Source organism: Streptomyces alboflavus, from assembly GCF_000716675.1.
In the GTDB taxonomy this organism is placed as follows: Bacteria; Actinomycetota; Actinomycetes; order Streptomycetales; family Streptomycetaceae; genus Streptomyces; species Streptomyces alboflavus.
The window spans coordinates 25,751-49,053 of the sequence record NZ_JNXT01000014.1 but is presented as its reverse complement, the minus strand read 5'-3'; the positions used below and the strand labels follow the sequence as shown (position 1 = coordinate 49,053).

Below are 23,303 nucleotides of genomic sequence, written 5' to 3'. Positions count from 1 at the left end.
GCTGACTGAGTACGCTGTACGCTATTCATGCCGGACAGCTGTGCGAGCCGTACAAGGAGCCCCCGTGAAGGTCACCCCCGCCGACAGCCACACCCTGATCCAGGTCCGCGGAGCGCGGGAGAACAACCTCAAGGACGTCTCCCTCGACCTGCCCAAGCGGCGCCTCACCGTGTTCACCGGAGTCTCCGGATCCGGCAAGTCCTCGCTCGTCTTCGCCACCATCGCGGCCGAGTCGCAGCGCCTGATCAACGAGACGTACACCGCCTTCATCCAGTCGTTCATGCCGAGCGTGGGCCGCCCCGACGTCGACGAGCTGCGCAACCTCAGCGCCGCGATCGTCGTCGACCAGGAGCGCATGGGGGCCAACTCCCGCTCCACGGTCGGCACCGCCACCGACGCGTACACGATGCTGCGGATCATCTTCAGCCGCCTCGGCGTGCCGAACATCGGCACGTCCGGGGCGTTCAGCTTCAATCTGCCCGACGGCATGTGTCCCGAGTGCGAGGGCGCCGGCGAGGTCTCGACCGTCGACGTGGACCAGCTCCTCGACCGCGAGAAGTCCCTCAACGAGGGCGCCCTGACCCTCCCGTACTACGCGGTGGACTCCTGGAGCTGGCAGATCATGGTCAACTCCGGCTTCTACGACCCCGACAAGAAGCTCAAGGACTTCACCGAGCAGGAGTGGGCGGACCTGCTGCACAAGGGCCCGGTGAAGGTGAAGGTCGGCTCGAACGGCTTCACGTACGAGGGCCTCGTCTCCAAGATGCAGCGCACCTGGCTCGCCAAGGACCGCGACGGACTCCAGCCGCACATCAGGGCCTTCGTCGACCGGGCCGTCGTCTTCCGGCAGTGCCCGCTCTGCGAGGGCACCCGCCTCACCCAGGAGGCGCTCTCCTCGCGGATCGACGGCGTGAACATCGCGGAGTGTTCCGCGATGCAGATCAACGACCTCGCCGACTTCGTCCGCTCGATCGAGGACCCGGGCACCGCCCCGCTGCTGGCCAACCTGCTTGACCTGCTCGACTCGCTCACCGAGATCGGCCTCGGCTACCTCAGCCTCGACCGCCCCTCGGGCACCCTGTCGGGCGGCGAGGCGCAGCGCGTGAAGATGGTCCGCCATCTCGGCTCCAGCATCACCGATGTGACGTACGTCTTCGACGAGCCGACGATCGGTCTGCACCCGCACGACATCCAGCGCATGAACGACCTGCTGCTCCGGCTGCGCGACAAGGGCAACACCGTGCTCGTCGTGGAGCACAAGCCGGAGGTCGTCGCGATCGCCGACCACGTCGTGGACATCGGCCCGGGCGCGGGCACCGCGGGCGGCGAGATCTGCTACACCGGCGACGTGGCGGGCCTGCGCGCCTCGGGCACCCTCACCGGCCGCCACCTCGACCACCGCGCCCGGCTCCGCGACACCGTCCGCACCCCGAAGGGCCACCTGGCCATCGAGGGCGCCGGCGCGCACAACCTCAAGGACGTGTCGGTCGACGTGCCGCTCGGCGTGCTCACCGTCGTCACCGGCGTGGCCGGGTCCGGCAAGAGCTCCCTGATCCACGGCTATCTGTCCGGGCGGGACGGGGTGGTGGTCGCCGACCAGTCGCCGATCCGTGGCTCGCGCCGCTCGAACCCGGCGACGTACACGAACCTGCTCACCCCGATCCGCAACGCCTTCGCCAAGGCCAACGGCGTCAAGGCGGCCTTGTTCAGCGCCAATTCGGAGGGCGCCTGCCCGAAGTGCAACGGCCTCGGGCTGGTCTACACCGACCTGGCGATGATGCAGGGCGTCGCCTCGGTCTGTGAGGAGTGCCAGGGCGAGCGCTTCACGCCGGAGGTCCTCACCTACCGCTTCAACGGCAAGAACATCAGCGAGGTCCTCGGCATGTCGATCGCCGAGGCGTACGACTTCTTCCCGTCCGGCCAGCCGCACACCATCCTCGGCCGCCTCGCCGACGTCGGCCTCGGCTATCTGCGCCTCGGGCAGCCCCTGAACACCCTCTCCGGCGGCGAGCGGCAGCGCCTGAAGCTCGCCATCCACATGGCCGAGAAATCCTCCACGTACATCCTCGACGAGCCGACGACGGGCCTGCACCTGGCCGACGTGGACAAGCTCCTCGCCCTCCTCGACCGGCTCGTCGACGACGGCAACTCCGTCATCGTCATCGAGCACCACCAGGCCGTCATGGCCCACGCCGACTGGATCATTGACCTCGGCCCGGGCGGCGGCCACGACGGCGGCGAGATCGTCTTCACCGGGACCCCCGCCGAACTGGTCACAGGGAGCGACACCTTGACGGCCCGCCACCTGCGCGACTACGTCGGGTCCTGATCGGTGCCGCGGCGGGCGGGTCGCCGACCATGACCCGCCCGCCGCGCTCGCGCTGTGACCCAGGACACCTTCGCGGGTCGCTCACTTCTCGCCGGGCGGGTGGTCATACCTGCACTTCCCGCGCAGGGGTTCCGGCGGTCCTCGCCCCCGGTGCCCTGCTGCCTTCGAGGTGAGAGGCGTGACCATGGGCACGAACGTGAACGCGGAACGGATTCTGGGCTGGGTGGAGACGGAGCGCCTCGGCGTCGCCGACCTCCTGGCGGATCTCGACGACGCCGCATGGAAGGCGCCTTCGCTCTGCGAGGGCTGGACGGTGCGCGATGTCGCCGCGCATCTGACGCTGTCGACGCGCACGACGTGGCGCATGGTGCTCGGCGGCGCCCTGCGCGCCCGCGGTGACTGGAACCGCATGGAGGCCGAGTTCGCCGTGCGCCGGGCGGCCGCCTTCCCGCCCGCCGACCTCGTCGCCCAGATCAGGGAGACGGCCGCGTCGCCCCGCCGGGCACCCATGGCCGCCCCCGCGGACCCCCTGGTCGACTTCCTCGTCCACGGGCAGGACATCGCGCGCCCGCTCGGACGCACGCGGGCCATGCCCCCGGAGCCGACGACGACCGCCCTCGACCACGTCGTGGGTAGTCCGTTCTACGGCGCCCGCAAGCGCCTGCGCGGCCTGCGCCTGATCGCCACCGACGCGGACTGGTCGACGGGCGACGGCACGGAGGAGGTCAGCGGCCCGGCGGGCGACCTGCTGCTTCTGGCGACCGGCAGGCCCGCCGGGCTCGCGGGCGTGTCCGGGCGGGGCGCCGAACGCCTGGCGGCGGCGCTCTAGCGCGGCGCGCCGCCCGTCTCTGTGGCGCGGCAGCACGGGACCGGCGTGATCACGCCATTCGCGTCAGCGACTGTCGCGAAAATCTCGGGCGAGAGCTGCGACCCCTGCGAGGTCATAGGGGCGTGACGGCAGCGCGGGAGCATCACAAACCGGCCGTGATGCTGAACTCAGGGGCGTCCGGCGCGAAGTTGGCCGAACCGGGCATGTTCCAGATGCGTGCATAGGGCATGAAGTGGGGGTCGGGACACCGCACCACCCGTCCGAGCGCATCGGAGGCCCCCATGGCGCAAGCCGCCCCCTTCCCCCAGGACCGAACCTGCCCCTATCACCCGCCCGCCGGATACCGGCCGCTCAGCACCCAGGGCCCGGTCAACCGCGTCACCCTCTACGACAACAGCGAGGCCTGGCTCGTCACCGGGCACGCCGAGGCCCAGGCCCTGCTCACCGACAGTCGCCTCTCCGCCGACCGCCAGCACCCCGCCTTCCCGATGATCGCGGCCCGCTTCGAGCTCTCCCGCCGGGAGCCGCTCGCCCTGCTCGGCGTCGACGACCCGCTGCACAACAAACAACGCCGCATGCTCATCCCCACGTTCGGGGTGAAACAGGTGGCGGCGATGCGCCCCCGCATCCAGCACATCGTCGACGGGCTCCTCGACGCCGTCGTCGCCCAGGGGCCGCCCGTCGAACTGGTCGCCGCCTTCGCCCTGCCCGTGCCGTCCATCGTCATCTGCGAACTCCTCGGCGTCCCGTACGCCGACCACGACTTCTTCGAGGACGCCGCACGCCGCATCCTGCGGGGCGCCACGGCCGAGGAGTCGGAGGCGGGACGCAGAGAACTGATGGACTACCTGGGCGACTTGGTGGACCGGAAGGCCAAGACGGCCGACGGCCGCACGGGACGGGGCGCCGACGCCACCCCCGAGGGCGTGATCGACGAGCTGGTACGCGAACGGCTGAGCGCCGGGAGCCTGGACCGCGACGACGTCGTACGCCTCGCCCTGATCCTGCTCGTCGCCGGGCACGAGACCACCGCCAACATGATCTCGCTCGGCACCTTCACCCTGCTCGAACACCCCGACCAGCTCGCGGCCCTGCACGCCGACCCGGACCTGATCCGCGACGCCGTCGAGGAGTTGCTGCGCTTCCTGTCCATCGCGGACGGACTCGTGCGCGTCGCCACCGAGGACATCGAGGTGGCCGGGCAGACCATCCGCGCCGACGAGGGCGTCGTCCTCGCCGCCTCCACCATCAACCGCGACACCGCCGTCTACCCCGACCCCGACGACCTCGACGTGCGCCGCAGCGCCCGGCACCACCTCGCGTTCGGCTTCGGCATCCACCAGTGCCTCGGCCAGAACCTGGCCCGCGCGGAACTGGAGATCGCCCTGCGGTCCCTGCTCGCCCGCCTCCCCGACCTGCGGCTCGCCGTCCCCGTGGACGAGATCCGGATGAAGCCCGGCGACACCATCCAGGGCCTGGTCGACCTGCCCGTCACCTGGGGGCGCGGCTGATGCGCGTCACCATCGACACGGACGTGTGCATCGGCGCGGGCCAGTGCGTCCTGACGGCACCGAAGGTCTTCACACAGGACGACGACGGTTTCAGCGAGCTGCTTCCGGGGTGCGAGGAAGAGGTGGGTGACCCGATGCTGCGGGAGGCGGCGCGGGCCTGCCCGGTGCGGGCGATCACCCTGCACACGGAGACGTTCGAGACCGAGCCCCGGCACGGCGAAGCCTGAGCGACCGGGTGGAGATCCGCCCTGCCGACCCCGAAGCCCCATGGGGGTCGGCGAGGCGGTTTCGCCTCGCCGACGACCGGAGTGACCGTGCACTGGGGCCCGAGTCCCCGCTTTCCCGCCGACCCGGGACAATGGCGCGATGCGTATCCGATCCCCGCGCCACGGTGAGTTGACCCGCCTCCAGGACATCGAGCGGGCGGCCGGCCGCTGCTTCCACGACGTCGGCATGCCGGAGATCGCCGACGACGAACCACCCGCCCTGGACGAACTCGCGGGCTATGAGCGCGCCGGTCTCGCCTGGGTGGCCGCCGACGAGAACGACGTACCGGTGGCCTACCTCATCGCCGACCGCGTCGACGGCGACCTGCACGTCGAGCAGGTGTCCGTGCACCCCGACCACGCCCGCCACGGCATCGGCCGCTCCCTCCTCGACCACCTCGCCGACCGCGCGGCGGCCGAGGCGGTCCCCGCGCTGACGCTCACGACCTTCAGGGACGTGCCGTGGAACGCCCCGTACTACGCGCGCTGCGGCTTCGTGCTCCTCGCCGAGGCCGAACTGGGCCCGGGGCTGCGGGCCGTCCGGGCGAAGGAGGCCGAACACGGCCTGGACCGCTGGCCCCGCGTGTGCATGCGGCGCCCCGTGCCGCCGCCCGCCGCGCCTCTGCGGTAGGTGCGGGAGGAACGGGGGAAGGGGAGCGGTGAGGGGCCAAAACCGGCCGCAGTGAGCCAGGGCGGGGTCTGTGACGGTCGGAGGGCTTCATACCGACTTGGTCTGGACCTATCATCGGTCGGCATGAGCGGGCGAGCGTACGCCCTCGGGCCGGGGCGGGCGCCTCGGCTCCGACAGGACGTCCCGCTTGCGGGAGCCACGCCGCGCGCCGTTCAGCACGCAGAGGGACCTCTCCTCCCTGTTCCCGTCCTTCCCCCCTCGGCACAAGGAGAGATCACGCATGTCCTCACCGTCACGTCCCCCTCACTCCGCTCACCCCACCCACTCCGCCGACTCCCCTCACTCCGCCGACTCCTCGGCCCCGCCGCCCCCCTCCCCGTCCCCTCACCCCTCCGTGCCGACCGGCACCCCGCGCCGACACGCCCTCGCGGTCGCCTCCGGTCCCCAACCCGGCGCTGACGTCGGCCTGTTGCTGCTGCGTCTCGCGGTCGGCCTCACGATGGCCGCGCACGGCTCGCAGAAGCTCTTCGGCTGGTTCGACGGCAACGGCCTCGACGCCACCGCGGCCTTCTTCGCCTCCGACGGCTACAAGGCCGCCAAGACGATGGCCTGGGTCGCCGCCCTGACCGAGACCCTGTGCGGCCTCGGCCTCGCGATCGGCCTGCTCACACCGCTCGCGGGCGCCGGGATCCTCGGCATCATGCTCAACGCCATGGCCGTGAAGTGGGGCGGCGGCTTCTTCAGCCCCGAGGGCGTCGAGTACGACATCGTGCTCCTGGCCGGCGCGGTGTCGGTGGCCCTGGCGGGGCCCGGCCGACTCGCCGCCGACGAACTGCTGCCCGTGCTGCGGGACCACCGGTTCTCACGCGGGGTCGCGGCCGTCATGCTTGGCGCGGTGTCGGCCGCGTTCGTCCTGGTGGTGCTGCGGGACTGACGTCTCAGCCTCGTGCCCACTGTCCCTCGCTGAGGGCTGTGTAGGCGGCCTCCGCGACACGGCCCGGGGCGGAGTCCGCCGGGGCGTGGGCCAGGAAGCCCGCAGGGGTGCCGCTGAACGTGACGCGGCCGGAGCGCAGGACGGTCACGTGGTCCGCCGCCGCGGCGAGGTCGGCGACGTCGTGGGTGGACAGGAGCACGCGTACGTCGTCGGTGAGTGCGCCGAGCGTGTCGTGGAAGACGCGGCGCTGGTGCGGGTCCATGCCGGCGGTGGGCTCGTCAAGGAGCAGGACACGGGCTTCGTGGACGAGGGCGGAGGCGACGCCGACGCGGCGCAGTTGGCCGCCGGACAGGCGCCTGGCCTTCGTCTCGGCCTCCTCCGTGAGCTCGACGCGGGCGAGCGCACGGGCGGCGGCGTCCCACGCGGCGCGCTTGCCCATGCCTTTGAGCCAGCCGGTGTAGGCGACCTGTTCGCGCGCTGTCAGCCCGGTCATGGGGATGACGCGCTGCGGCAGCCACGCGACAGCGGCACGGTAGGCGCGCCGGTGCGAGGGGGTGCCGTCGAGGGTGATGGTGCCCTTCTGCGGACGGGCCACGGATGCCGCGAGGCGCAGCAGGGTCGACTTGCCCGCCCCGTTCGGGCCGACCAGGACCGTCAGGCCCCGCGGCAGCGTGTACTCGAGGTCGCGCAGGACGGGCGGGGCCCATGGCCGGTAGGCGTAGGTGCACGAACGCATTTCGAGGGTCATGGCGATCTCTTCCCCAGAGGTCAGGAGTCGGTACGGGGGCGGGTGCCGAGTTGGACGGCGAGACCGGCGGACAGCGTGAGGGCGGCCGCCGTGGCCGCGACGGGGTCGTCGGCGGCGCGGGGGAGCACGGTCCAGAGGGCGGGGCGGCCGGTGCGGTCGAAGCCGAAGAAGACGACGGCGGCGAACCAGACGACCGGTGTCATCACGGCGGGCGGCCCGGCGCGGGACCGCACGCAGAGCGTCAGTCCGGTGAGGAAGGCGGTGTTGCGGCCCAGGGGCGCGGCGGCACCGGAGCCCAGCACCGCGTCGGCGCCGAGCCCGACCGTCGTCGCGGCGGCGACGGCGGCCAGCGTGAGTCCCGCGTCCCGGGCACGGACACGGCGCACGGACGAGTCCTCGGCAGCCGACAGCCGTGACTCCAGCGACATCAGCAGCACGGCACACAGGGGCACTGGCACCAGCAGCATGGCCGGCACCGGGTTGTCGGCACCGGTGCGGAACGACGGCAACCGCGCCACGGTGTCGTGCAGCAGCAGGACGAGTGCGGTGAGCAGTGTCAGCCCTACGGGCAGCAGGGTGTGCGCGCGGCGTGCCTTGACCCACCACCACATCACGTGTCACCCGCGCGGCCCGCGTCACCGCAGGCGCGTTTGAGCTCGCTCCGGTACCAGGACGCCTGCGCGGCGGTGGAGGCGCGGCGCACCGTCGCGACCCGCTCCTTGATGAGCGCGAACACCTCGTCGCCGTTGTCGTACTGGGCCAACTCCTCGCGCTGCGCCGTCAGATACCGCTTGGCCTCACCGGTGTTCCCGGCGGCCCACAACATGGCGCTGCGGCTGGCGACCTCGTCGGAGGTGCTCGCGCACGGGAAGCGGACGGCCCGGGTCAGGACCTGGTAGCGCGTGGTCGCGTCGCGCTGGCCGGCTGTGAGGGGGAGCCACCAGATGTCGCCGGTGGAGGGGCGGGGGTGGGCGCCGTTGACGACGCTGTCGGACATGGTGCGGGGCAACGTCACCCGCACGCCCGCTGCGGCGAGTTCACGCACCACGGCTTCTGCCTCCGCACGCACCTCGGCGGGCTCCGCGCCCCCGGCGACGGGGACACAGACCCGGGGAGCCGATCCCGCGCAGGTCATCCGCGCGTGGCCGACCGACAGCGGCGCGGTGTGGCCCCAGCCCTCGGCGATGTCGTACGCGGCCAGCGTGCCGGTGAGGGCGACCACGCAGGAGAGCACGGGCACGGCCGTGCGGACACCGCGGTTCCGGGCGGTCACCCCGAGCAACGCCAAGCCCAGCGCGATGCTCCCGGTGAACAGGAACTGGGGAGCGAGAGCGGTCCACGTGGTCCGCTCCCCGAACGACAGGACCGTGGAGAACGCCCCGGACACATGGCGGGGCCACATGCGCTCGCCGGAGGAGGCCGACGAGGCCACGCCGTAGAACACGCCCGCGGCGAGCAGCGGCGGCGCGACGAGGCGGGGCACGACCAGGCCGACGGCGAAGCCGATGACACCGTGAGCGGCGGCCACGAACAGAGCCATGATCAGCAGCGGGGCGCAGTCCGGCGTCAACGCCGTTCCCTCGCTGAGCAGGCCCAGGCCCACCGGAAACAGGAGCATGGCCCAGGCCAGCACCAGGACGGGGAGCAGCGTGTGGGCGGCGATGGCGTGGCGGCTCCTGGCGGGTGCGCTCGCCCACACTCCGGCGCGATTCATGCGGCCGCTCTCCCACGCCGCCAGGCTGGACGCGGTGGCGTACGCGAGGGCGTACAGGGGGTCCAGCACGAAGGAGACGGTCTCCAGGGCGTACGGGATGTCCCCCCGGGTGAACTCGTAGTCGCGCGAGAAGCTGACGTGGAAGTAGAACAACACCAGCCCGAGCGCCGGCGGGGCAGCCCACAGGGCGCTGGAGGTGCGTACCAGGGCGGCGAATCTCATGGGACTCCAGAGCAGCAGAGACGAGAAGCGAGGGGTGCCTGCGTGGTGCGCAGGCACCCCTCGACGTGGCCGGCTTCGGGGTCAGTCGTGCTTCGAGGTGTCGACGTACACCTTCCGCACGCTGAGCTTGTTGCCGTAGTCACGGCCGTTGATCTTCTTGATCTGGAAGAAGTGCTTTCCGTTGGACAGGCCGTGCCACTGCCCGTTGCTCTTGCGGTTGCCGTGGAAGCACCGGGAGAACTTCTTGGTGCCCCAGCTCTTGTCCGGCCGGAAGCTGCGGTCCCACCGGAGTTGCACATGCGTGGAGATGTCCCGGGCGCCAAGGACCCGGCACTTCTTGAACCACACCTGTGAGTACCCCTTGTCCTGCCACCGGCGGGACTGGAACCCGGTGAGGGCGCCGCTCAGATGGCCCTGCCAGTTGCGGAGCTGGGGAGCATCGGCGCCGGGCTGAGGAGCGGCGGTCGCCGTCGGCATGCCGCCCAGCAGCGATGCGGCGGCAATGCCGCTCACGGCGGCTGTGCGCGCCTTGGCCATATGTGAGTTCACGGGTGAACGATCCCTTCCGTCCGGATGTGACAGCTGCGTGCTCGGCTCGTGGCCGGGCTGTCCTGGCGATTTCAGGCGGTCGGCTGTTTTCTCGCAGCCCCTGTCCGTGCCGGTAGACAAAAACAGCGACCGGCCCGGCTGCGGGGGAGACCGGCCTGACGGCGCCTTCTCGGCGCCGTGGTGGCTGTGATGGGCTGGGGAGGAGTCCGTCGAAGGGGAGGCTGAGGCTGCGGTGGGGCGCCGTGAGAAACCGATCGATCCCGGCGCGGGGCCGGTGCAGGCATTCGCCTTCGCGTTGCGCAAACTGCGCCGGGAGGCGGGCAGTCCGCCCTACCGCGCGATGGCCGAGGACGCCGGATACTCCATCGCCGCGCTGTCCCGCGCGGCGGCGGGGGAGGCGCTGCCGTCCCTGGCGCTGACCCTGGCCTATGTACGGGCCTGCGGCGGGGAACCCGCGGAGTGGGAGCGGCGATGGCAGGCCGTGCGGGACGAAGAGGCCGCGCAGGTCCGGGAGGCCGACGCGGAGGCGGCCGATCCGCCCTACCGCGGTCTGACGCGGTTCGAACCCGGCGACCACACACGGTTCTTCGGCCGCACCCGTCTCGTGGACCGGCTCACCGCCCTGGCCGGGGCCCGACGGTGCCTCGTGGTGCTCGGCGCCTCGGGCAGCGGCAAGTCCTCCCTCCTGCGCGCCGGCCTCGTCCCGCGATTACGGAACACCACCGACCCGGAGCTGCGACCGGCGGCCATCCGCATCCTCACGCCAGGACCGCATCCGGTGCGCGACCACCGCGGACTGTTCACCCCGGCCGCGGGAGCGGGGGACACCTGGCTGGTGGTGGACCAGTTCGAGGAGGTGTTCACCCTCTGCCACGACGTGGGGCAGCGGCGGGAGTTCATCGACCTGGTCCTTTCGGCCCGGGAAGCCGGGAGCGGGCTGCGCGCCGTCGTCGGCGTGCGGGCGGACTTCTACGCCCGCTGCCTCGACCACGAGGGGCTCGCCGGGGTCCTCGGGGAGGCGAGCCTGCCCGTCGGCCCCATGTCGCCGGACGAGCTGCGCGACGTCATCGTCAAACCCGCGGCCGCCGAGGGCCTCATCGTGGAACGGGCCCTGACCGCCCGGCTCATCGAGGAGACCGGCCAGGAACCCGGCGGACTTCCGCTCCTCTCGCACACACTCCTGGAGACCTGGCGCCGCCGTCAGGGCCGCACCCTGACCCTGGCGGGTTACGAAGCCGCCGGGGGCATCCACGGCGCCATCGCCCAGACCGCCGAAGACCTCCACACCCGACTCACCCCGCCCCAGGCGGAGGCGGCCCGCCACATACTGCTGCGCCTGATCACCCCGGGCGAGGGCGCCCCCGACACCCGCCGCCCCGTCGACCGCGCCGAACTCGCCACCGCCCCCTGCGCGGGCCCGGCTCCGGACCCCGCCCCGGACACGGTGCTGCAGCGACTGGCCCGGGCCCGCCTCGTCACCTTGGACGGCGACACCGTCGACCTCGCCCACGAGGCACTGATCACCGCGTGGCCCCGGCTGCGGAGCTGGATCGACGACAACCGCGAGCGGCTGCGCAGGCACCGGCGGCTGACCGCGGCGTCCCGCAACTGGCACGACCGCGGCCGGGACAGCGGGGCACTGCTGCGCGGTACCGAGCTCGGCGAGGCGGAGGACGCCTTCCGCACCGCCGGACAGCAAGGGGAACTGACTCCGCCGGAGCGTGACTTCCTCCACCAGTCCGTCCGCGCCGCCCGACGGCGCACCCGCCGCACCCGTCAGGTGATGGCGGCCCTCAGTGTCCTTGTGGTGCTCGCGTTGACCGCGACCGGCATCGCCGTCCAGCGGACGACCGCCGCCGACACCCAGCGGCGCCTGGCCATGTCCCGTGAACTGGCCGCCCGTGCCGATCAGTTGAGTCAGGGCGAACCCGAGGCGGCCATGGCTCTCGCGCTGCGGGGATATCGGCAGGCCCCCACCACGGAAGCCCGCAGCAGCCTGCTGAGCGCCCATGCCCGCTTCAACGTCGGCCGGCTCACCGGGCACACCGAGACCGTCCTGAGCACGGCGTTCTCGCGCGACGGCCGCACCCTGGCCACCGCGAGCTGGGACCACAGCGTGAAGCTGTGGAACGTACGCTCCCACCGCCTCCTGGCCACCCTGACCGGCCACACCGGTGCCGTCACCGCGGTGGCGTTCTCCCCGGACGGCCGTACCCTGGCCACGTCCGGCAACGACCGCAGCGTGAAGCTGTGGGACACGCGCTCCCACCGTCTCCTCGCCACGCTGACCGGCCACACGAACATGGTCGAAGGGGTCGCGTTCTCCCCGGACAGCCGGACCCTGGCCAGCGCGGGCAGCGATCGCACGGTGCGCCTGTGGGACACGCGTACGCACCGGGAGCGGGCCGTCCTGTCCGGCCACCCCGACGCGGTGTACCGGCTGGCGTTCTCGCCGGACGGCCGCACCCTGGCCAGCGCGGACGTGGGCCGCACGACCCGCCTGTGGGACGTGGCCTCCCGCCGGACCCTCGCCGTCCTGACCGGCCGCACCGGCGCCGTCAACGCGGTCGCGTTCTCACCCGACGGCCGCACGCTGGCCACCGCGGGCACCGACGACAGCGTGAAGCTGTGGAACGTACGCTCCCGCCGTCAGCTGGCGACGCTGACCGGTCACACCGACACCGTGCAGGGGGTGGCGTTCTCGCCGGACGGGCGCACGCTGGCCAGCGCGAGCGCCGACCGCACCGTCCGCCTGTGGCACCCCCGTACACGCAAGGCACGGGCCACACTGACCATGAAGCGGCGCGTCCACTCAGTGGTGTTCTCGCCCGACGGCCGCACCCTGGCCACCGCGGGCCAAGAGCCCGCCGCCCGGCTGTGGGACGTCGCCCCGCGCCGCCAGACCGCGACCCTGTCCGGGCGCTCCGGGTCCGGCACAGCGCGGCCGTCGTTCGCGGATCGCCGCGCCTTCCTCACCTTCGACCACGACACCCTGGCCGCCTACTGGTCCACCGGCGAGCCGCGGTCCCGCCCGGTTCCCCTCCGCTCCCCGAAGCCCGTCACCGAATCCGTGGCCAGCGGCGACGGCAAGGTCCTCGCCACCGGGGACCGCGCCCGCACCGTACGCGTATGGGACCGCGCGACCGGCAGAAACCTCCTCACGCTCCCGAAGACCACCTGGAACCTGCGGCAACTCGCGATCACTCCCGACGGAAGCACCCTCGCCGCCGGAGGAACGGACGGCACCATCCGCGTCTGGGACGTCGCCACCCGTCGCACCACCGCGCTTCTGCGCACCGCCCGTTCGGTGACCGCGCTGGCCATCAGGCCCGACGGCCGCGCAGTGGCCTTCGTCGGCGACAGCGGCACCACGCGGCTGTGGACCCTCCGCTCCGGACAGGCCGCCCCGCCCCTGCCCGCCCCGATCGACCCCAGCATGGCGCTGGCGTTCAGTCCCGACGGCCGCACCCTGGCCGTCGGCGGCAACGACGGAGCCGTCAAGGTGTGGGACATCGCCGAGAGACGCACCACCGCCACCCTGACCGGCCACACCGGCGCCGTCCTCGGCGTGGAGTTCAGTCCTGACGGCTCCACCCTCGCGACCACCAGCACAGACGGGAGCGTACGACTGTGGAACCCACGATCCGCCCGCGTGCGCGCCACCCTCACCGGGCGGGCCGTCGAGCGCATCACCACGGTGCGGTTCTCCCCCGACGGCCGGGCCCTGGCCGCCGTCGGCACCCCCGGCACCACCCGCGCCTGGAGCATCGACGCCGACTACGTCGCCGAGCGCGTCTGCCGTCTCAGCACCGCCCACCGCTGGGGGCGGCTCCTCCCGGACCAACCGGTGCGGGACCTGTGCCCGGACTAGGCGGTCGCCCGGCTCCGGGTGCCGGATCATGAGCACGCCACCCACCCACCGAGTTCAGGAGCGGAAGACCATGCCCGAGCAGGAGTTCCACGACCAGGAGCCGCACGCTCCCGCGCCCGACGGCGCGGTGCCGATGACCGCCGACGAGATCGCCGCGGCCTACGTGGGCGCGGTGCCGAGGCTCAACGACCAGGTCACGCTGGTGGACTACGACCCCCGCTGGCCCCTGGTCTTCGCTGCCGAGGCCGCGCTCCTCGGCGGGGCGCTCGCGGGTGTGCCGCACACGATCGAGCACGTGGGGTCGACGTCGGTGCCCGGTCTGCCCGCCAAGCCGGTCATCGACATGCTCCTGACCGTCCCGGACCCGGGGGCGGAGACGACGTACGTGCCCGCGCTCGAACAGGTCGGCTACGCCCTCGCCATCCGGGAGCCCGACTGGTTCGAGCACCGCGTGCTGCGCCGCTACGACCTCGCACCCGGCGCCGCGTCGGCGAATCTGCACGTGTTCCCGGAGGGCTGCGAGGAGACCGCCCGGATGCTCCGGTTCCGGGACTGGCTCCGCGCCCACGACGACGACCGTGACCTGTACGCCCGCACCAAGAGGACGCTGGCGGCGCGGACATGGGAGTACCTGCAGAACTACGCCGACGCCAAGACGGGCGTGGTCGAGGAGATCCTCGCCAGGGCGCGGGAGGGGGCCGGGGCGAAAGGGGCCGAAGTGCGGGGAACCGGACGCTGACGCGCGGCCGCCCGCCGACGGCGGAGGCGGGGGCACTACCATCCCGTCATGCGACCGGCCCGGTACAGCGACGAAGACCTGGAACAGCACTCCCTGCGCCGAAGGGTCGCGGACGACGGACAGCGATCGGGGTTTGAGCACGACGTCGACCGGATCCTGTACTCCACGCAGTGGCGCGCGCTCGCGGGCAAGAGCCAGGTCGTCGCCAGCGGCGAACTCGGCGCGTACCACACCAGGCTGACCCACTCCATGAAGGTCGCCCAGCTCGGGCGGCGAATGGCGGAGCGCCTCGAGCGGCGCTACGGCGGCCCCAACCCGGCCCTCGTCGAGGCGGCCTGCATGGCGCACGACATCGGCCACCCGCCCTTCGGCCACGCCGGTGAGACCGCGCTGCGGGCGACGATGGACGCGCTGCGCGCCGCCGGCGGGGAGCTCGACAGCTTCGAGGGCAACGCGCAGACCCTGCACATCCTCACCTTCCTGGCCGCGCACAAGTACCCCGGCCATCGCGGCCTGCACCTGACCCGCGCCTGCCTGGACGCGGCGACCAAGTACCCCTGGGAGCGCGCCCCGCGCGACGTCGACCCCGCCCGGCACACCAAGTGGGGCGTCTACGCGGTCGACCGGCAGGCGTTCGCATGGGTGCGGGCGGGCCGCGGCGACGACGCGGTGCCGGTCGAGGAGCAGGTGATGGACTGGGCCGACGACGTCACGTACGCCTGCCACGACGTGGAGGACTTCTACCGCACCGGGCTGATCCCGCTTGCCGCGCTCTTCCCGCTGCCGGGGGCCGGGGGCGGCGACACCGAGCGCGAGACGCGGCGCTTCCTGGACTACGTGGGGGCCAAGCGGCAGCGCGCCGGTGCCGCCTTCGACCGGGACGAGGCGCTGCGCCTCCTCGCCGACATCGCCAAGGCCCTCTCGGTGCCGGGTCCCTACGCGGGGCGGCACGCGGACGACGTCGCCGTCAACGCGCGGACCGCCAAGCTGATCGACCACTTCACGCGGGACATAGACCTCGAGGTCGGCGGTCCGGCGGCGATCCGGCACGGGGCGCGGCTCGTCGTCCCCGCCGAGCGCCGGGCCGCCTGCGACCTGCTCAAGGAACTGGTCTGGTGCTACGTCATCGACCGCCCGGCGCTCGCCACGCAGCAGCACGGAAAGCGACGCGTCGTCTCCGAACTGCTGCGCTGGACCCATGAGTCCCCCGGGCTCCTGCCCACCGACCGGGCCGAGGAACTGGAGCTGCACGGCGACCCGCTGCGCGCCGCGGCCGACCACGTCGCGTCCCTGACCGAGGACCAGGCCGTCACCCTGCACCGCCGTCTGTCGGGCACCGGCCTGGGGTCCGTGAGCGACACCGGGTGGCTGTGACCGCCTGTTCCGGGAGGCGGGGCAGGGCCCGCCGGACCGCCGTGCGCCCATCCCGACGCAGGCGTCACGGCTTGCGTGCGAGGCCCCCGTGCTCACCGATGGCCACCGGGGCGGGGGACGTGGGGTCCGGGCGCCAGAAGGGGACCGACACGACGCCGGGGTCCAGGAGCTCCAGGCCGTCGAAGAAGGCCTCGATCCGGTCGACGGGGCGCAAGTAGTAGGGGACGGCGCCGGTCTCGTTGTAGGCGTCCTGGGCCTGTTCGTAGTCGGCGTCGACGCCCCGCGAACCGTCGTTGATCGAGAGGTAGCTGCCCGAGGGCAGCCCGTCGAGGAGGCGGGCGACGATGGCGCGCGCCTGGTCGTAGTCGGCGACGTGGCCCAGGATGTTGCTGAGGATCAGGGCGGTGGGACGGCTGAAGTCGAGCGTCTCGGCCGCGGCCGCCAGGATGCGGTCGGGGTCGGCGATGTCCGCGTCGACGTAGGCGGTCGCGCCCTGTGGGGTGGAGGTGAGCAGGGCGCGGGCGTGCGCGAGGACCATCGGGTCGTGGTCGGCGTAGACGATCCTGGTCTCGGGGGCGAGCCGCTGCGCCACCTCGTGGGTGTTGTCCACGGTCGGCAGGCCGGTCCCGATGTCGAGGAACTGGCGGATGCCCGCCTCCTCGACCAGGTACGTGATGTTGCGGGCCAGGAAGGCGCGGCTGCTGCGGGCGATGGTGACGATGCCGGGGTAGACGGCGCTGTAGGCGTCACCGGCCGCCTCGTCGACGGGGTAGTTGTCCTTCCCGCCCAGCCAGTAGTTCCAGATCCGGGCCGAGTGCGGCACCGACGTGTCGATGTGCGGGCGCGCGGCCTGTCCGGGCGTCGTCGAGGGGTCGGTCATGGCACCGTCCGTCTTCTACCGGGGCGTGAACTGTCTCACCGCACAAGGTACGTCCCGATGACCTTGACGGGGACACCGGTGCCGGTTCAGGGGCGCGGCGCGCTCGACTCCCGTACGACCAGCTCCGGCGCGAGCCGTATCGCCCGCTGCGGGCCCTCGCCGCGCCCGGCGAGGCGGCGGCCCAGCAACTGGGTGGCCTCCGCTGCCAGTTCGGCGACGGGCTGGCGGACGGTCGTGATGCCGGGGGCGGCGAGCGCGGCCATCGGGATGTCGTCGAAGCCGGTGACGGCCACGTCGCCGGGCACGTCCGCGCCGAGCTGCTGGAGGCGCTGCAGGGCGCCCACCGCGATGAGGTCGTTGGCGCACACCAGCGCGTCCGGCCGGGCGTCCCACACCAGGTCGACGGCGGCCCGGCCCCACTCCACGGAGAAGCCGCCGAGCGCGAGGCGCCCGGGCGCGCCCGGATCGAGGGCGGCGGCCCCGGCCGCGTACGCGGCGCGCCGCTCGGCCGCGGCCGACGCCGTCCCGTCCGCGCCCAGGTAGCAGACGCGACGGCGGCCCGTCGCGGCCAGGTGGTCGAGGACGAGGGCCATGCCCGCGGCGTTGTCGACGGCCACCGAGTCGGCGATGCCCGGGCCGCAGCCGCGGTCCATCAGGACCAGCGGCACCCGGGCGGCCGCCGCGGCGACCGCGTCCCGGCTGCGGTGCTCGTCGGCCGGGACGACGAGGAGGGCGTCGACGCGACGGCTCAGCAGGTCGTCGATGTACTCGGCCTCGGCCTTCGGGTCGTCGTCGCAGTCGGCGAACAGCACGGCGCGGCCCTCGGCGTGCAGGGCGTGGGTCAGCTCGCGCACCAGGGCGGGGTAGAAGGGGTTGGTGATCTGCGGCAGGACCAGGCCGACGGTGCCGGTGGAGCGGCTGCGCAGGGCGCGGGCGGCCTGGTTGGGCCGGTAGCCGAGGGCCTCGGCGGCCTCGCGGACGCGGCGGGCCGTCTCCGGGCCGACGGGGCGCGTCCCGGCGAGCACCCGGGAGACGGTGGCGACGGAGCAGCCGGAGGCCCGGGCCACGTCCCGCAGTGTTACGTCAGCCACGCCTCGGCCCACCCCTTCGGTGCGTTTCGGCAAACGTTATCAACGGCGGGGGGCTACTACCAGGGGTTCTTCATGCCTGGTCGGAAGGGGGGGAAGAGGGTCCCGCGGCGGCGCGTGGGTCGGGACGTGTCGCGGATCATTGACATAATTCAGCCACCTCCACACAGTCTGTTGGAGAACGTTTTCCCGAGCGCCACCCCGCCGTGGCAGCTCAGCCGAACAAAGAGGTTCCGCCGATGGCCCGAAAGATCATCCTCGACTGCGACCCCGGACATGACGACGCGATCGCCATGCTCCTCGCGCACGGCAACCCGGACGTCGAACTGGTCGCGGTCACCACGGTCGTCGGCAACCAGACCCTGGAGAAGGTCACCCGCAACGCCCTCTCCGTCGCCCGCATCGCCGACATCACCGGCGTCCCCTTCGCGGCCGGCTGCCCCCGCCCCCTGGTGCGCACCATCGAGACCGCCCCCGAGATCCACGGCGAGAGCGGCATCGACGGCCCCGTCCTGCCCGAGCCCACCCTGGACCTCGACCCCCGCCACGCCGTCGACCTCATCATCGACACGGTCATGGCACACGAGCCCGGCGAGATCACGATCGTGCCCACCGCGGGCCTGACGAACATCGCCCTCGCCGTCCGCAAGGAGCCGCGCATCGCCGAGCGCGTCCGCGAGGTCGTCCTCATGGGCGGCGGCTACCACACGGGCAACTGGAGCCCCGTCGCCGAGTTCAACATCAAGATCGACCCCGAGGCCGCGCACATCGTGTTCAACGCGGGCTGGCCCGTCACGATGGTCGGCCTGGACCTGACGCACCAGGCCCTCGCGACACCGGAGGTCACCCGCCGCATCGCCGAGGTCGGCACCCGCCCCGCCGTCTTCGTGGGCGAACTCCTGGACTTCTTCGGCGCCGCCTACCGCGAGGCGCAGGGCTTCGAGCACCCGCCGGTGCACGACCCGTGCGCGGTCGCGTACGTCATCGACCCGAGCGTCATGACCGTCCGCAAGGCCCCCGTGGACATCGAGCTGACCGGCACCCTCACCCTCGGCATGACCGTCGCGGACTTCCGCGCGCCCGCCCCCGCCGACTGCCGCACCCAGGTCGCCGTCGACCTGGACCACGAGCGGTTCTGGGGCCTGGTCGTGGACGCCCTCCAGCGGATCGGTGACGTGCCCGCGTGAACGCCTCCCTCGCCGAACCCGCACCGTCCGCCGCCTCTCCCGGCGGCCGCCCCGGCCGACCTGTCCGAGTATGGGTCCTCGTCACCGCCCTCCTCGCGGCCTGCTTCGCCTTCCAGCTGAACGCGAGCATGCTCAGCCCCGCCCTGAAGAGCGTCGAGGACTCCCTCGACGCGACCTCCGCCGAGGTCGGCCTGACCCAGACGGCGTTCTTCACGTCCGCCGCGCTGTTCTCGCTCTTCCTGCCGCGCCTCGGCGACCTCATCGGCCGCCGCCGCGTCCTCGCCGCGATGATGGCGCTCATGGCCGTCGGCTGCGTCGTGGCCGCCCTCGCGCAGAGCGTGCCCATGCTGTTCGTCGGCCGCGTCATCCAGGGCGTGTCCGGGCCCACCGTGCCGCTCTGCCTGATCATGCTGCGCAACGAGGTCCACGAGCCGAAGCGGTACGGCACGCTCCTCGGCGTCATCACCGCCGTCAACGGCGGCATCGCGGGCGTCGACTCCATCGCGGGCGGCTCCCTCGCCGACCACTACGGCTTCCAGTCCGTCTTCTGGGTCATGGCCGTCGTCGCCGGACTCGCCATGGTCCTCGTCGCCACGCTCACCCCGGAGTCCACCGCCCGTGCCTCCGGTTCCGACAACCGCATGGACTGGCCCGGCGTGGCCCTCCTGGTCGTCTCCGTCGGCGCGGCCCTCGTCGCCCTCAACGAGGCCGGGAAGCTCGGCAAGGCCAACTGGCCGCTCGTGGCCGGGCTCGCCGTCGTCGCCGCCCTGGCCTTCGCCGCGTTCTGGCGCGCCGAGGACCGCAGCAAGCATCCGCTGGTCGCGACCCGGCACCTGCGCCAGCGCTCCACATGGGCGCTGCTCCTGACCACCGTCCTGACGATGACCGGCGTCTTCGCCGTCATGAACGGCATGATCCCGGCCTTCGCCCAGAACGCGGACGCCGGATTCGGGATGAGCGCCGAGGCCTCGGCCTGGTGGACCCTCACCCCGTACGCCCTCGCGGGCCTCGCCATGGGCCCCCTCGCCGGGCGCCTCGCCGCCACCCACGGCTACGGCAGGATCCTGCGCCTCGGCCTCATCGGCTCGGCCGCGACGGTCGCCCTGATGCTCGTGACCCTCCAGGCGGACTCCCGCGCGCTGCTGCTCGTCTCGTCCATCCTCATCGGCGTCACCTACGCCGGGGTCGGCAACATCGTCCTCAACGGCCTGGGCATCGTCCTCTCCCCGAAGGAGAACCCGGGCTTCCTGCCGGGCCTGAACGCCGGCGCGTTCAACCTCGGCGCGGGCCTGAGCTTCGCTCTCCTGTACGCCGTCCAGACCGCCGCCGCACCGGCCGACAAGACGTCGACCGCGGGCTACTCGGCCGCCATGATCGCCGGAGTCGCCCTCATCGCGGCGGCGTTCGTGACGTCCTTCCTCATCCCGAAGCCGGTGGAGGCGGAGGCTCACGAGTGAGGGCCGGAAGGCCCGTGGCCGCGCGTCTTCGGTGACGCGGCCGTGGTCATGCGGTCTGTGCGACGCGGGCCTTGTGGCGCGGGCCCTGTGACATGGGCGCCCCATCCGTTCGGCGGGTGGGGCGCCCACGCGCGTTCGGCATCGGCGCCTCCGCGGTGGGTGCCGCGAGTCCGTGGGGCAGGATGGGTCCTCGTACCGGTGGCCGTGGAGGGGGCGTCGGCATGGGCTACGTACTGCACGCGGTGATCGCCGACGGCGCGTTGCTGCGGGGAGCCGCACGCGAGGTGGCCGCCGCCCGTCTCGCTCCGCTCGGCCAGGGCCTGTCGCTGATGCCGATGACCGACACCCTCTTCGACGCCGTCACGGACGGCGGGCCCGCGCGCCAGCCGGGGTTCCGGCGGCTGCCGGGCGGCTTCGACGCCCTCCTCGCCACCTGGTCGGCCGCGGGTCCGGTGGCGTACGTGGAAGCCGAGTATTTCGGTGGTGTGGGCGAGCAGCTGGCCGGCGTGTGGGACGGCGGCACGCTCGTCCTTGGGCCGCTCCGAGTCGGGGAGGGGCAGGGGCTTCCCGCCGCCGGGAGCCCGATCTCCCAGGTGCTGCGGCGGCTCGGCGCGGTGGCGGGCGCGGACGAGGACGAGTTCACGGCAGTGGGGCTCGGGCGTCATCGGGACCCGGAGGCGTGGATCGGCTGAGGAGCGCGTTCGGGAATCCAGCCCACCGCGGCGGCGAGCACGGCGACCCCCGCCACCGCCACCAGCGCCGTACCGCTCCCCGCCACCACCGCGAGCTGCGCGAAGGCCGCCGCCCCGACGGCGCCACCCGCGAGGTCGAGGGTGCTCAGCCACGCCATGGTCTCCGTGACACGGCCTTCCGGCGCGAGCTCCCCACCGGTTGTCCGCAGCGCCGCGAAGACCGAACCGATGGCGAGCCCGGCCACCGGGCAGACGAGCAGCACGACCGACGGCGAGACCCGCGCCGCGCAGGCCAGTGCGCCCGCGCCCGCCGCGAAGACGCACAGCAGCACGCCGACCCGGCGCCCCGGCCCTCCCGGCAGGGCGGGCACGGCCCCAAGGACCAGGCCGCCCGCGACGCTCCCGACGGAGAGCGCGCCGAGACACCACCCCGCGTACGCGGCGGCGCCGTGCTCCCGCGCGTAGCTCGGCAGCACCACGTCCATGCCGGTGACGGCGCACACGAACAGGCCGTTCACGACGAGGAGGCGACGCAGCGGCGCGCTCCGCAGCGGCCCCGCCCCGAGTCCGCGCCCGACCGGCCCCGGTGCGACCGGCAGGCCGAGCAACGACCAGACCGCCCCGGCCGAGAGGACGGCCACGACGAGGAGCGGGGCGACCGGCGAGACCGACACGCCGAGCCAGCCCGCCAGCGCGGGCCCGAAGACCAGCGCCGCACCCGTCATCGCCGAGTCGAGCGCCATCGCCGGGCCGAGGGCGCGGGCGGCGACCCCCTGCCAGACGGTACGCATCATGACGGCGACCGGCGGCGCACTGGCCCCGAGGAGCGTCGCGAGCGCGAGCAGCCACAGGAGCGGGCCCTGTTCCCGTACGCAGACGACCAGGAGTGCGACGGCCCCCACCTGCCCGGCGAGACAGCACAGCAACACCGGTCGGTGGGAGCAGCGGTCCACGAGCCGACCCCGCACCGGAGCGGTGAGCCCCTGCCCGATCGCCGCACAGCTCATCGCCAACCCTGCGACGCCGTAGGAATGATGACGGCTGATCAGAAGAAGCAGGCTCAGCGAGGCCATGCCGAAGGGCAGCTTCGACAGCATGCCGGTCGCCGCGATCCGCCAGAAGCCAGGGACGTCGCGGAGCGCACGGTAGCCGGACGGGGGCCGGCGCGCTGCGGGTGCGGTCCTCTGCTCCGTGGGCTCCGTCAGCTCGTCGGAGGCAGCGGTCACCGCGCGCGGAGCGCCGCGACGGACCAGTCGAGGACCGGTGCCAGGCTGTCCGGCGGCGGCCAGCCGTTGACGACGGCGAGCAGCTCCAAGTAGCGGTCCCGCCGCGGGTCGTTCATGGTCTCCAGGCGGGACAGCAGTCGTTGGCGCAGGTCGGCGGGGCCGATGCGGTCTCCGACCATGAGCGCGTAGTGCGCGGTGAGGTCGGCGACGACCGGACCGGCCTCGGGGGCGTCCGGGGCGATGCCCGCGGCCACGGCGGGGGTGACCCGGGCGCGGAGGGCCTCGGCGAGGACGCGGGGGAGACCGGTGGTGTCGTCCGGGGCCCGGTCGGTCGCCATGTCGTGGGCCATGCCGTGCATGCCGGACCGGAAATCGGGGTCCTGGAACAGCCCGGCCAACTCCACCCACGCCTCGATCTGTTCGACCTCCGGGTCGGCGGGCAGCTCGGGCGTCATCGACCGCTTGACGCCGATGAACTCCGGGTGCCCGCGCAGGCCGTCGAAGACGGCGGCGAGGAAGTCGTCGACGAGCCGCCGCCGTTCGGCCTCGGAAAGCTTCGCGAGCCGGTGCACGAGATCCAGCTCCTCGGGGGTGGAGCCGCGCCGGGCCACCGCCGCGAGCACGGCGCGCCGCAGCCGCAGACCGCGGATCTGCACGTCCAGCGCCTCGGCGTGCGCCGCCGTGACCTCGGCGAGCGACAGCTCCCGCTCGACCACCTTGCGGATCGTGTCGAGGTCGAGGCCCAGATCGCGCAGGGTCCGCACGAGGTCGAGCCGGGCGACGGCCTCGGTGCCGTAGCGGCGGTAGCCGCCCGGACTGCGGTCCGTCGGCTCGACGATGCCCCGGTCCGAGTAGAACCGGATCGTCTTGACGGTCAGCCCGGTGCGCCGGGCCAGCTCACCGATCGAGTACAGCGCTTCGTTGCTCATGCGCTCCACCTTGCGGTCTCCCCCTGGAGGAGACTCAAGCGGTGCCGCGCCCCGGAACGGTCTCGGTGCGCCCCGGCGGCCCGATTTGACCTCGAGTGCACTTCAGGTTGCAGGATCGGAGTACGTC

At 73.0% G+C, this 23,303-nt stretch carries 20 protein-coding genes; 12 read left to right on the top strand and 8 right to left on the bottom strand.

Annotated features, from left to right (window positions below; genetic code table 11):
- Positions 1 to 64 precede the first annotated feature (64 nt).
- The 6 genes from OO63_RS12790 to OO63_RS12765 all read left to right on the top strand — a co-directional run bounded on the left by OO63_RS12790 (position 65) and on the right by OO63_RS12765 (position 6,500).
- Positions 65 to 2,329, top strand: coding sequence for an ATP-binding cassette domain-containing protein (locus OO63_RS12790; RefSeq protein ID WP_030359526.1), 2,265 nt, complete (start codon positions 65 to 67; stop codon positions 2,327 to 2,329).
- A 184-nt stretch (positions 2,330 to 2,513) separates the two neighbouring features.
- Entirely contained in the window at positions 2,514 to 3,158 is a 645-nt protein-coding gene (locus tag OO63_RS12785) for a maleylpyruvate isomerase family mycothiol-dependent enzyme (RefSeq protein WP_106983394.1), read from the top strand.
- Between the two features lie 281 nt (positions 3,159 to 3,439).
- Positions 3,440 to 4,669 (top strand): cytochrome P450, encoded by a 1,230-nt coding sequence (locus OO63_RS12780; RefSeq protein WP_030359524.1) that lies wholly within the window; start codon positions 3,440 to 3,442, stop codon positions 4,667 to 4,669.
- Complete coding sequence (locus OO63_RS12775; RefSeq protein ID WP_030359523.1) at positions 4,669 to 4,896, top strand: ferredoxin; 228 nt, start codon at positions 4,669 to 4,671, stop codon at positions 4,894 to 4,896. The genes OO63_RS12780 and OO63_RS12775 overlap by 1 nt, the downstream gene beginning before the upstream one ends.
- Before the next feature lie 139 nt (positions 4,897 to 5,035).
- Positions 5,036 to 5,566 carry a GNAT family N-acetyltransferase gene (locus tag OO63_RS12770; protein ID WP_030359522.1) on the top strand — a complete coding sequence of 177 codons (531 nt, stop codon included), beginning with the start codon at positions 5,036 to 5,038 and terminating at the stop codon, positions 5,564 to 5,566.
- A 394-nt stretch (positions 5,567 to 5,960) separates the two neighbouring features.
- Positions 5,961 to 6,500, top strand: a complete 540-nt coding sequence (locus OO63_RS12765; RefSeq protein ID WP_030359521.1) for a DoxX family protein — start codon at positions 5,961 to 5,963, stop codon at positions 6,498 to 6,500.
- 4 nt (positions 6,501 to 6,504) lie between these two features.
- Here the strand turns inward: OO63_RS12765 and OO63_RS12760 are convergent, their stop codons facing one another.
- The 4 genes from OO63_RS12760 to OO63_RS12745 all read right to left on the bottom strand — a co-directional run bounded on the left by OO63_RS12760 (position 6,505) and on the right by OO63_RS12745 (position 9,733).
- The gene (locus OO63_RS12760; RefSeq protein WP_030359520.1) at positions 6,505 to 7,248 is read right to left on the bottom strand and encodes an ATP-binding cassette domain-containing protein; all 744 of its coding nucleotides are present in this window, start codon (positions 7,246 to 7,248) and stop codon (positions 6,505 to 6,507) included.
- A gap of 20 nt (positions 7,249 to 7,268) precedes the next feature.
- Positions 7,269 to 7,859: a hypothetical protein gene (locus tag OO63_RS12755; RefSeq protein WP_051810803.1), complete on the bottom strand. Its 591-nt coding sequence runs from the start codon at positions 7,857 to 7,859 to the stop codon at positions 7,269 to 7,271.
- Entirely contained in the window at positions 7,859 to 9,184 is a 1,326-nt protein-coding gene (locus OO63_RS12750) for a hypothetical protein (RefSeq protein WP_051810802.1), read from the bottom strand. The genes OO63_RS12755 and OO63_RS12750 overlap by 1 nt, the downstream gene beginning before the upstream one ends.
- Before the next feature lie 81 nt (positions 9,185 to 9,265).
- Positions 9,266 to 9,733 carry a hypothetical protein gene (locus OO63_RS12745; protein ID WP_157853992.1) on the bottom strand — a complete coding sequence of 156 codons (468 nt, stop codon included), beginning with the start codon at positions 9,731 to 9,733 and terminating at the stop codon, positions 9,266 to 9,268.
- A 232-nt stretch (positions 9,734 to 9,965) separates the two neighbouring features.
- Here OO63_RS12745 and OO63_RS12740 point away from each other — a divergent pair, with 232 nt between their 5' ends.
- Genes OO63_RS12740 through OO63_RS12730 form a run of 3 tightly spaced genes read left to right on the top strand, consistent with a single transcriptional unit; the run spans position 9,966 to position 15,717 of the window.
- Positions 9,966 to 13,604 (top strand): nSTAND1 domain-containing NTPase, encoded by a 3,639-nt coding sequence (locus tag OO63_RS12740; RefSeq protein WP_051810801.1) that lies wholly within the window; start codon positions 9,966 to 9,968, stop codon positions 13,602 to 13,604.
- 28 nt (positions 13,605 to 13,632) lie between these two features.
- Positions 13,633 to 14,343: a GrpB family protein gene (locus OO63_RS12735; RefSeq protein ID WP_234311237.1), complete on the top strand. Its 711-nt coding sequence runs from the start codon at positions 13,633 to 13,635 to the stop codon at positions 14,341 to 14,343.
- 48 nt (positions 14,344 to 14,391) lie between these two features.
- On the top strand, positions 14,392 to 15,717 hold the full coding sequence (locus OO63_RS12730; protein ID WP_051810800.1) for a deoxyguanosinetriphosphate triphosphohydrolase family protein: 1,326 nt from the start codon (positions 14,392 to 14,394) through the stop codon (positions 15,715 to 15,717).
- A gap of 64 nt (positions 15,718 to 15,781) precedes the next feature.
- Here OO63_RS12730 and OO63_RS12725 read toward each other — a convergent pair whose 3' ends face one another.
- Positions 15,782 to 16,597 carry an SAM-dependent methyltransferase gene (locus OO63_RS12725; RefSeq protein ID WP_030359513.1) on the bottom strand — a complete coding sequence of 272 codons (816 nt, stop codon included), beginning with the start codon at positions 16,595 to 16,597 and terminating at the stop codon, positions 15,782 to 15,784.
- 86 nt (positions 16,598 to 16,683) lie between these two features.
- Complete coding sequence (locus tag OO63_RS12720) at positions 16,684 to 17,688, bottom strand: LacI family DNA-binding transcriptional regulator (RefSeq protein WP_030359512.1); 1,005 nt, start codon at positions 17,686 to 17,688, stop codon at positions 16,684 to 16,686.
- 236 nt (positions 17,689 to 17,924) lie between these two features.
- Between OO63_RS12720 and uriH the strand changes: the two genes are divergently transcribed.
- The 3 genes from uriH (at position 17,925) to OO63_RS12705 (ending at position 21,021) form a co-directional block, all read left to right on the top strand.
- Positions 17,925 to 18,872, top strand: coding sequence for a uridine-preferring nucleoside hydrolase UriH (gene uriH, locus OO63_RS12715; RefSeq protein ID WP_030359511.1), 948 nt, complete (start codon positions 17,925 to 17,927; stop codon positions 18,870 to 18,872).
- Positions 18,869 to 20,329, top strand: a complete 1,461-nt coding sequence (gene uriT, locus OO63_RS12710; protein ID WP_030359510.1) for a uridine transporter UriT — start codon at positions 18,869 to 18,871, stop codon at positions 20,327 to 20,329. The genes uriH and uriT overlap by 4 nt, the downstream gene beginning before the upstream one ends.
- 221 nt (positions 20,330 to 20,550) lie before the next feature.
- Entirely contained in the window at positions 20,551 to 21,021 is a 471-nt protein-coding gene (locus tag OO63_RS12705) for a hypothetical protein (RefSeq protein ID WP_030359509.1), read from the top strand.
- Here OO63_RS12705 and OO63_RS12700 read toward each other — a convergent pair.
- Complete coding sequence (locus OO63_RS12700) at positions 20,991 to 22,247, bottom strand: MFS transporter (protein WP_234311236.1); 1,257 nt, start codon at positions 22,245 to 22,247, stop codon at positions 20,991 to 20,993. The genes OO63_RS12705 and OO63_RS12700 overlap by 31 nt on opposite strands.
- Positions 22,244 to 23,176: a MerR family transcriptional regulator gene (locus tag OO63_RS12695; RefSeq protein WP_030359507.1), complete on the bottom strand. Its 933-nt coding sequence runs from the start codon at positions 23,174 to 23,176 to the stop codon at positions 22,244 to 22,246. Before OO63_RS12695 ends, OO63_RS12700 begins: the two co-directional genes overlap by 4 nt.
- Between the last annotated feature and the right edge of the window lie 127 nt (positions 23,177 to 23,303).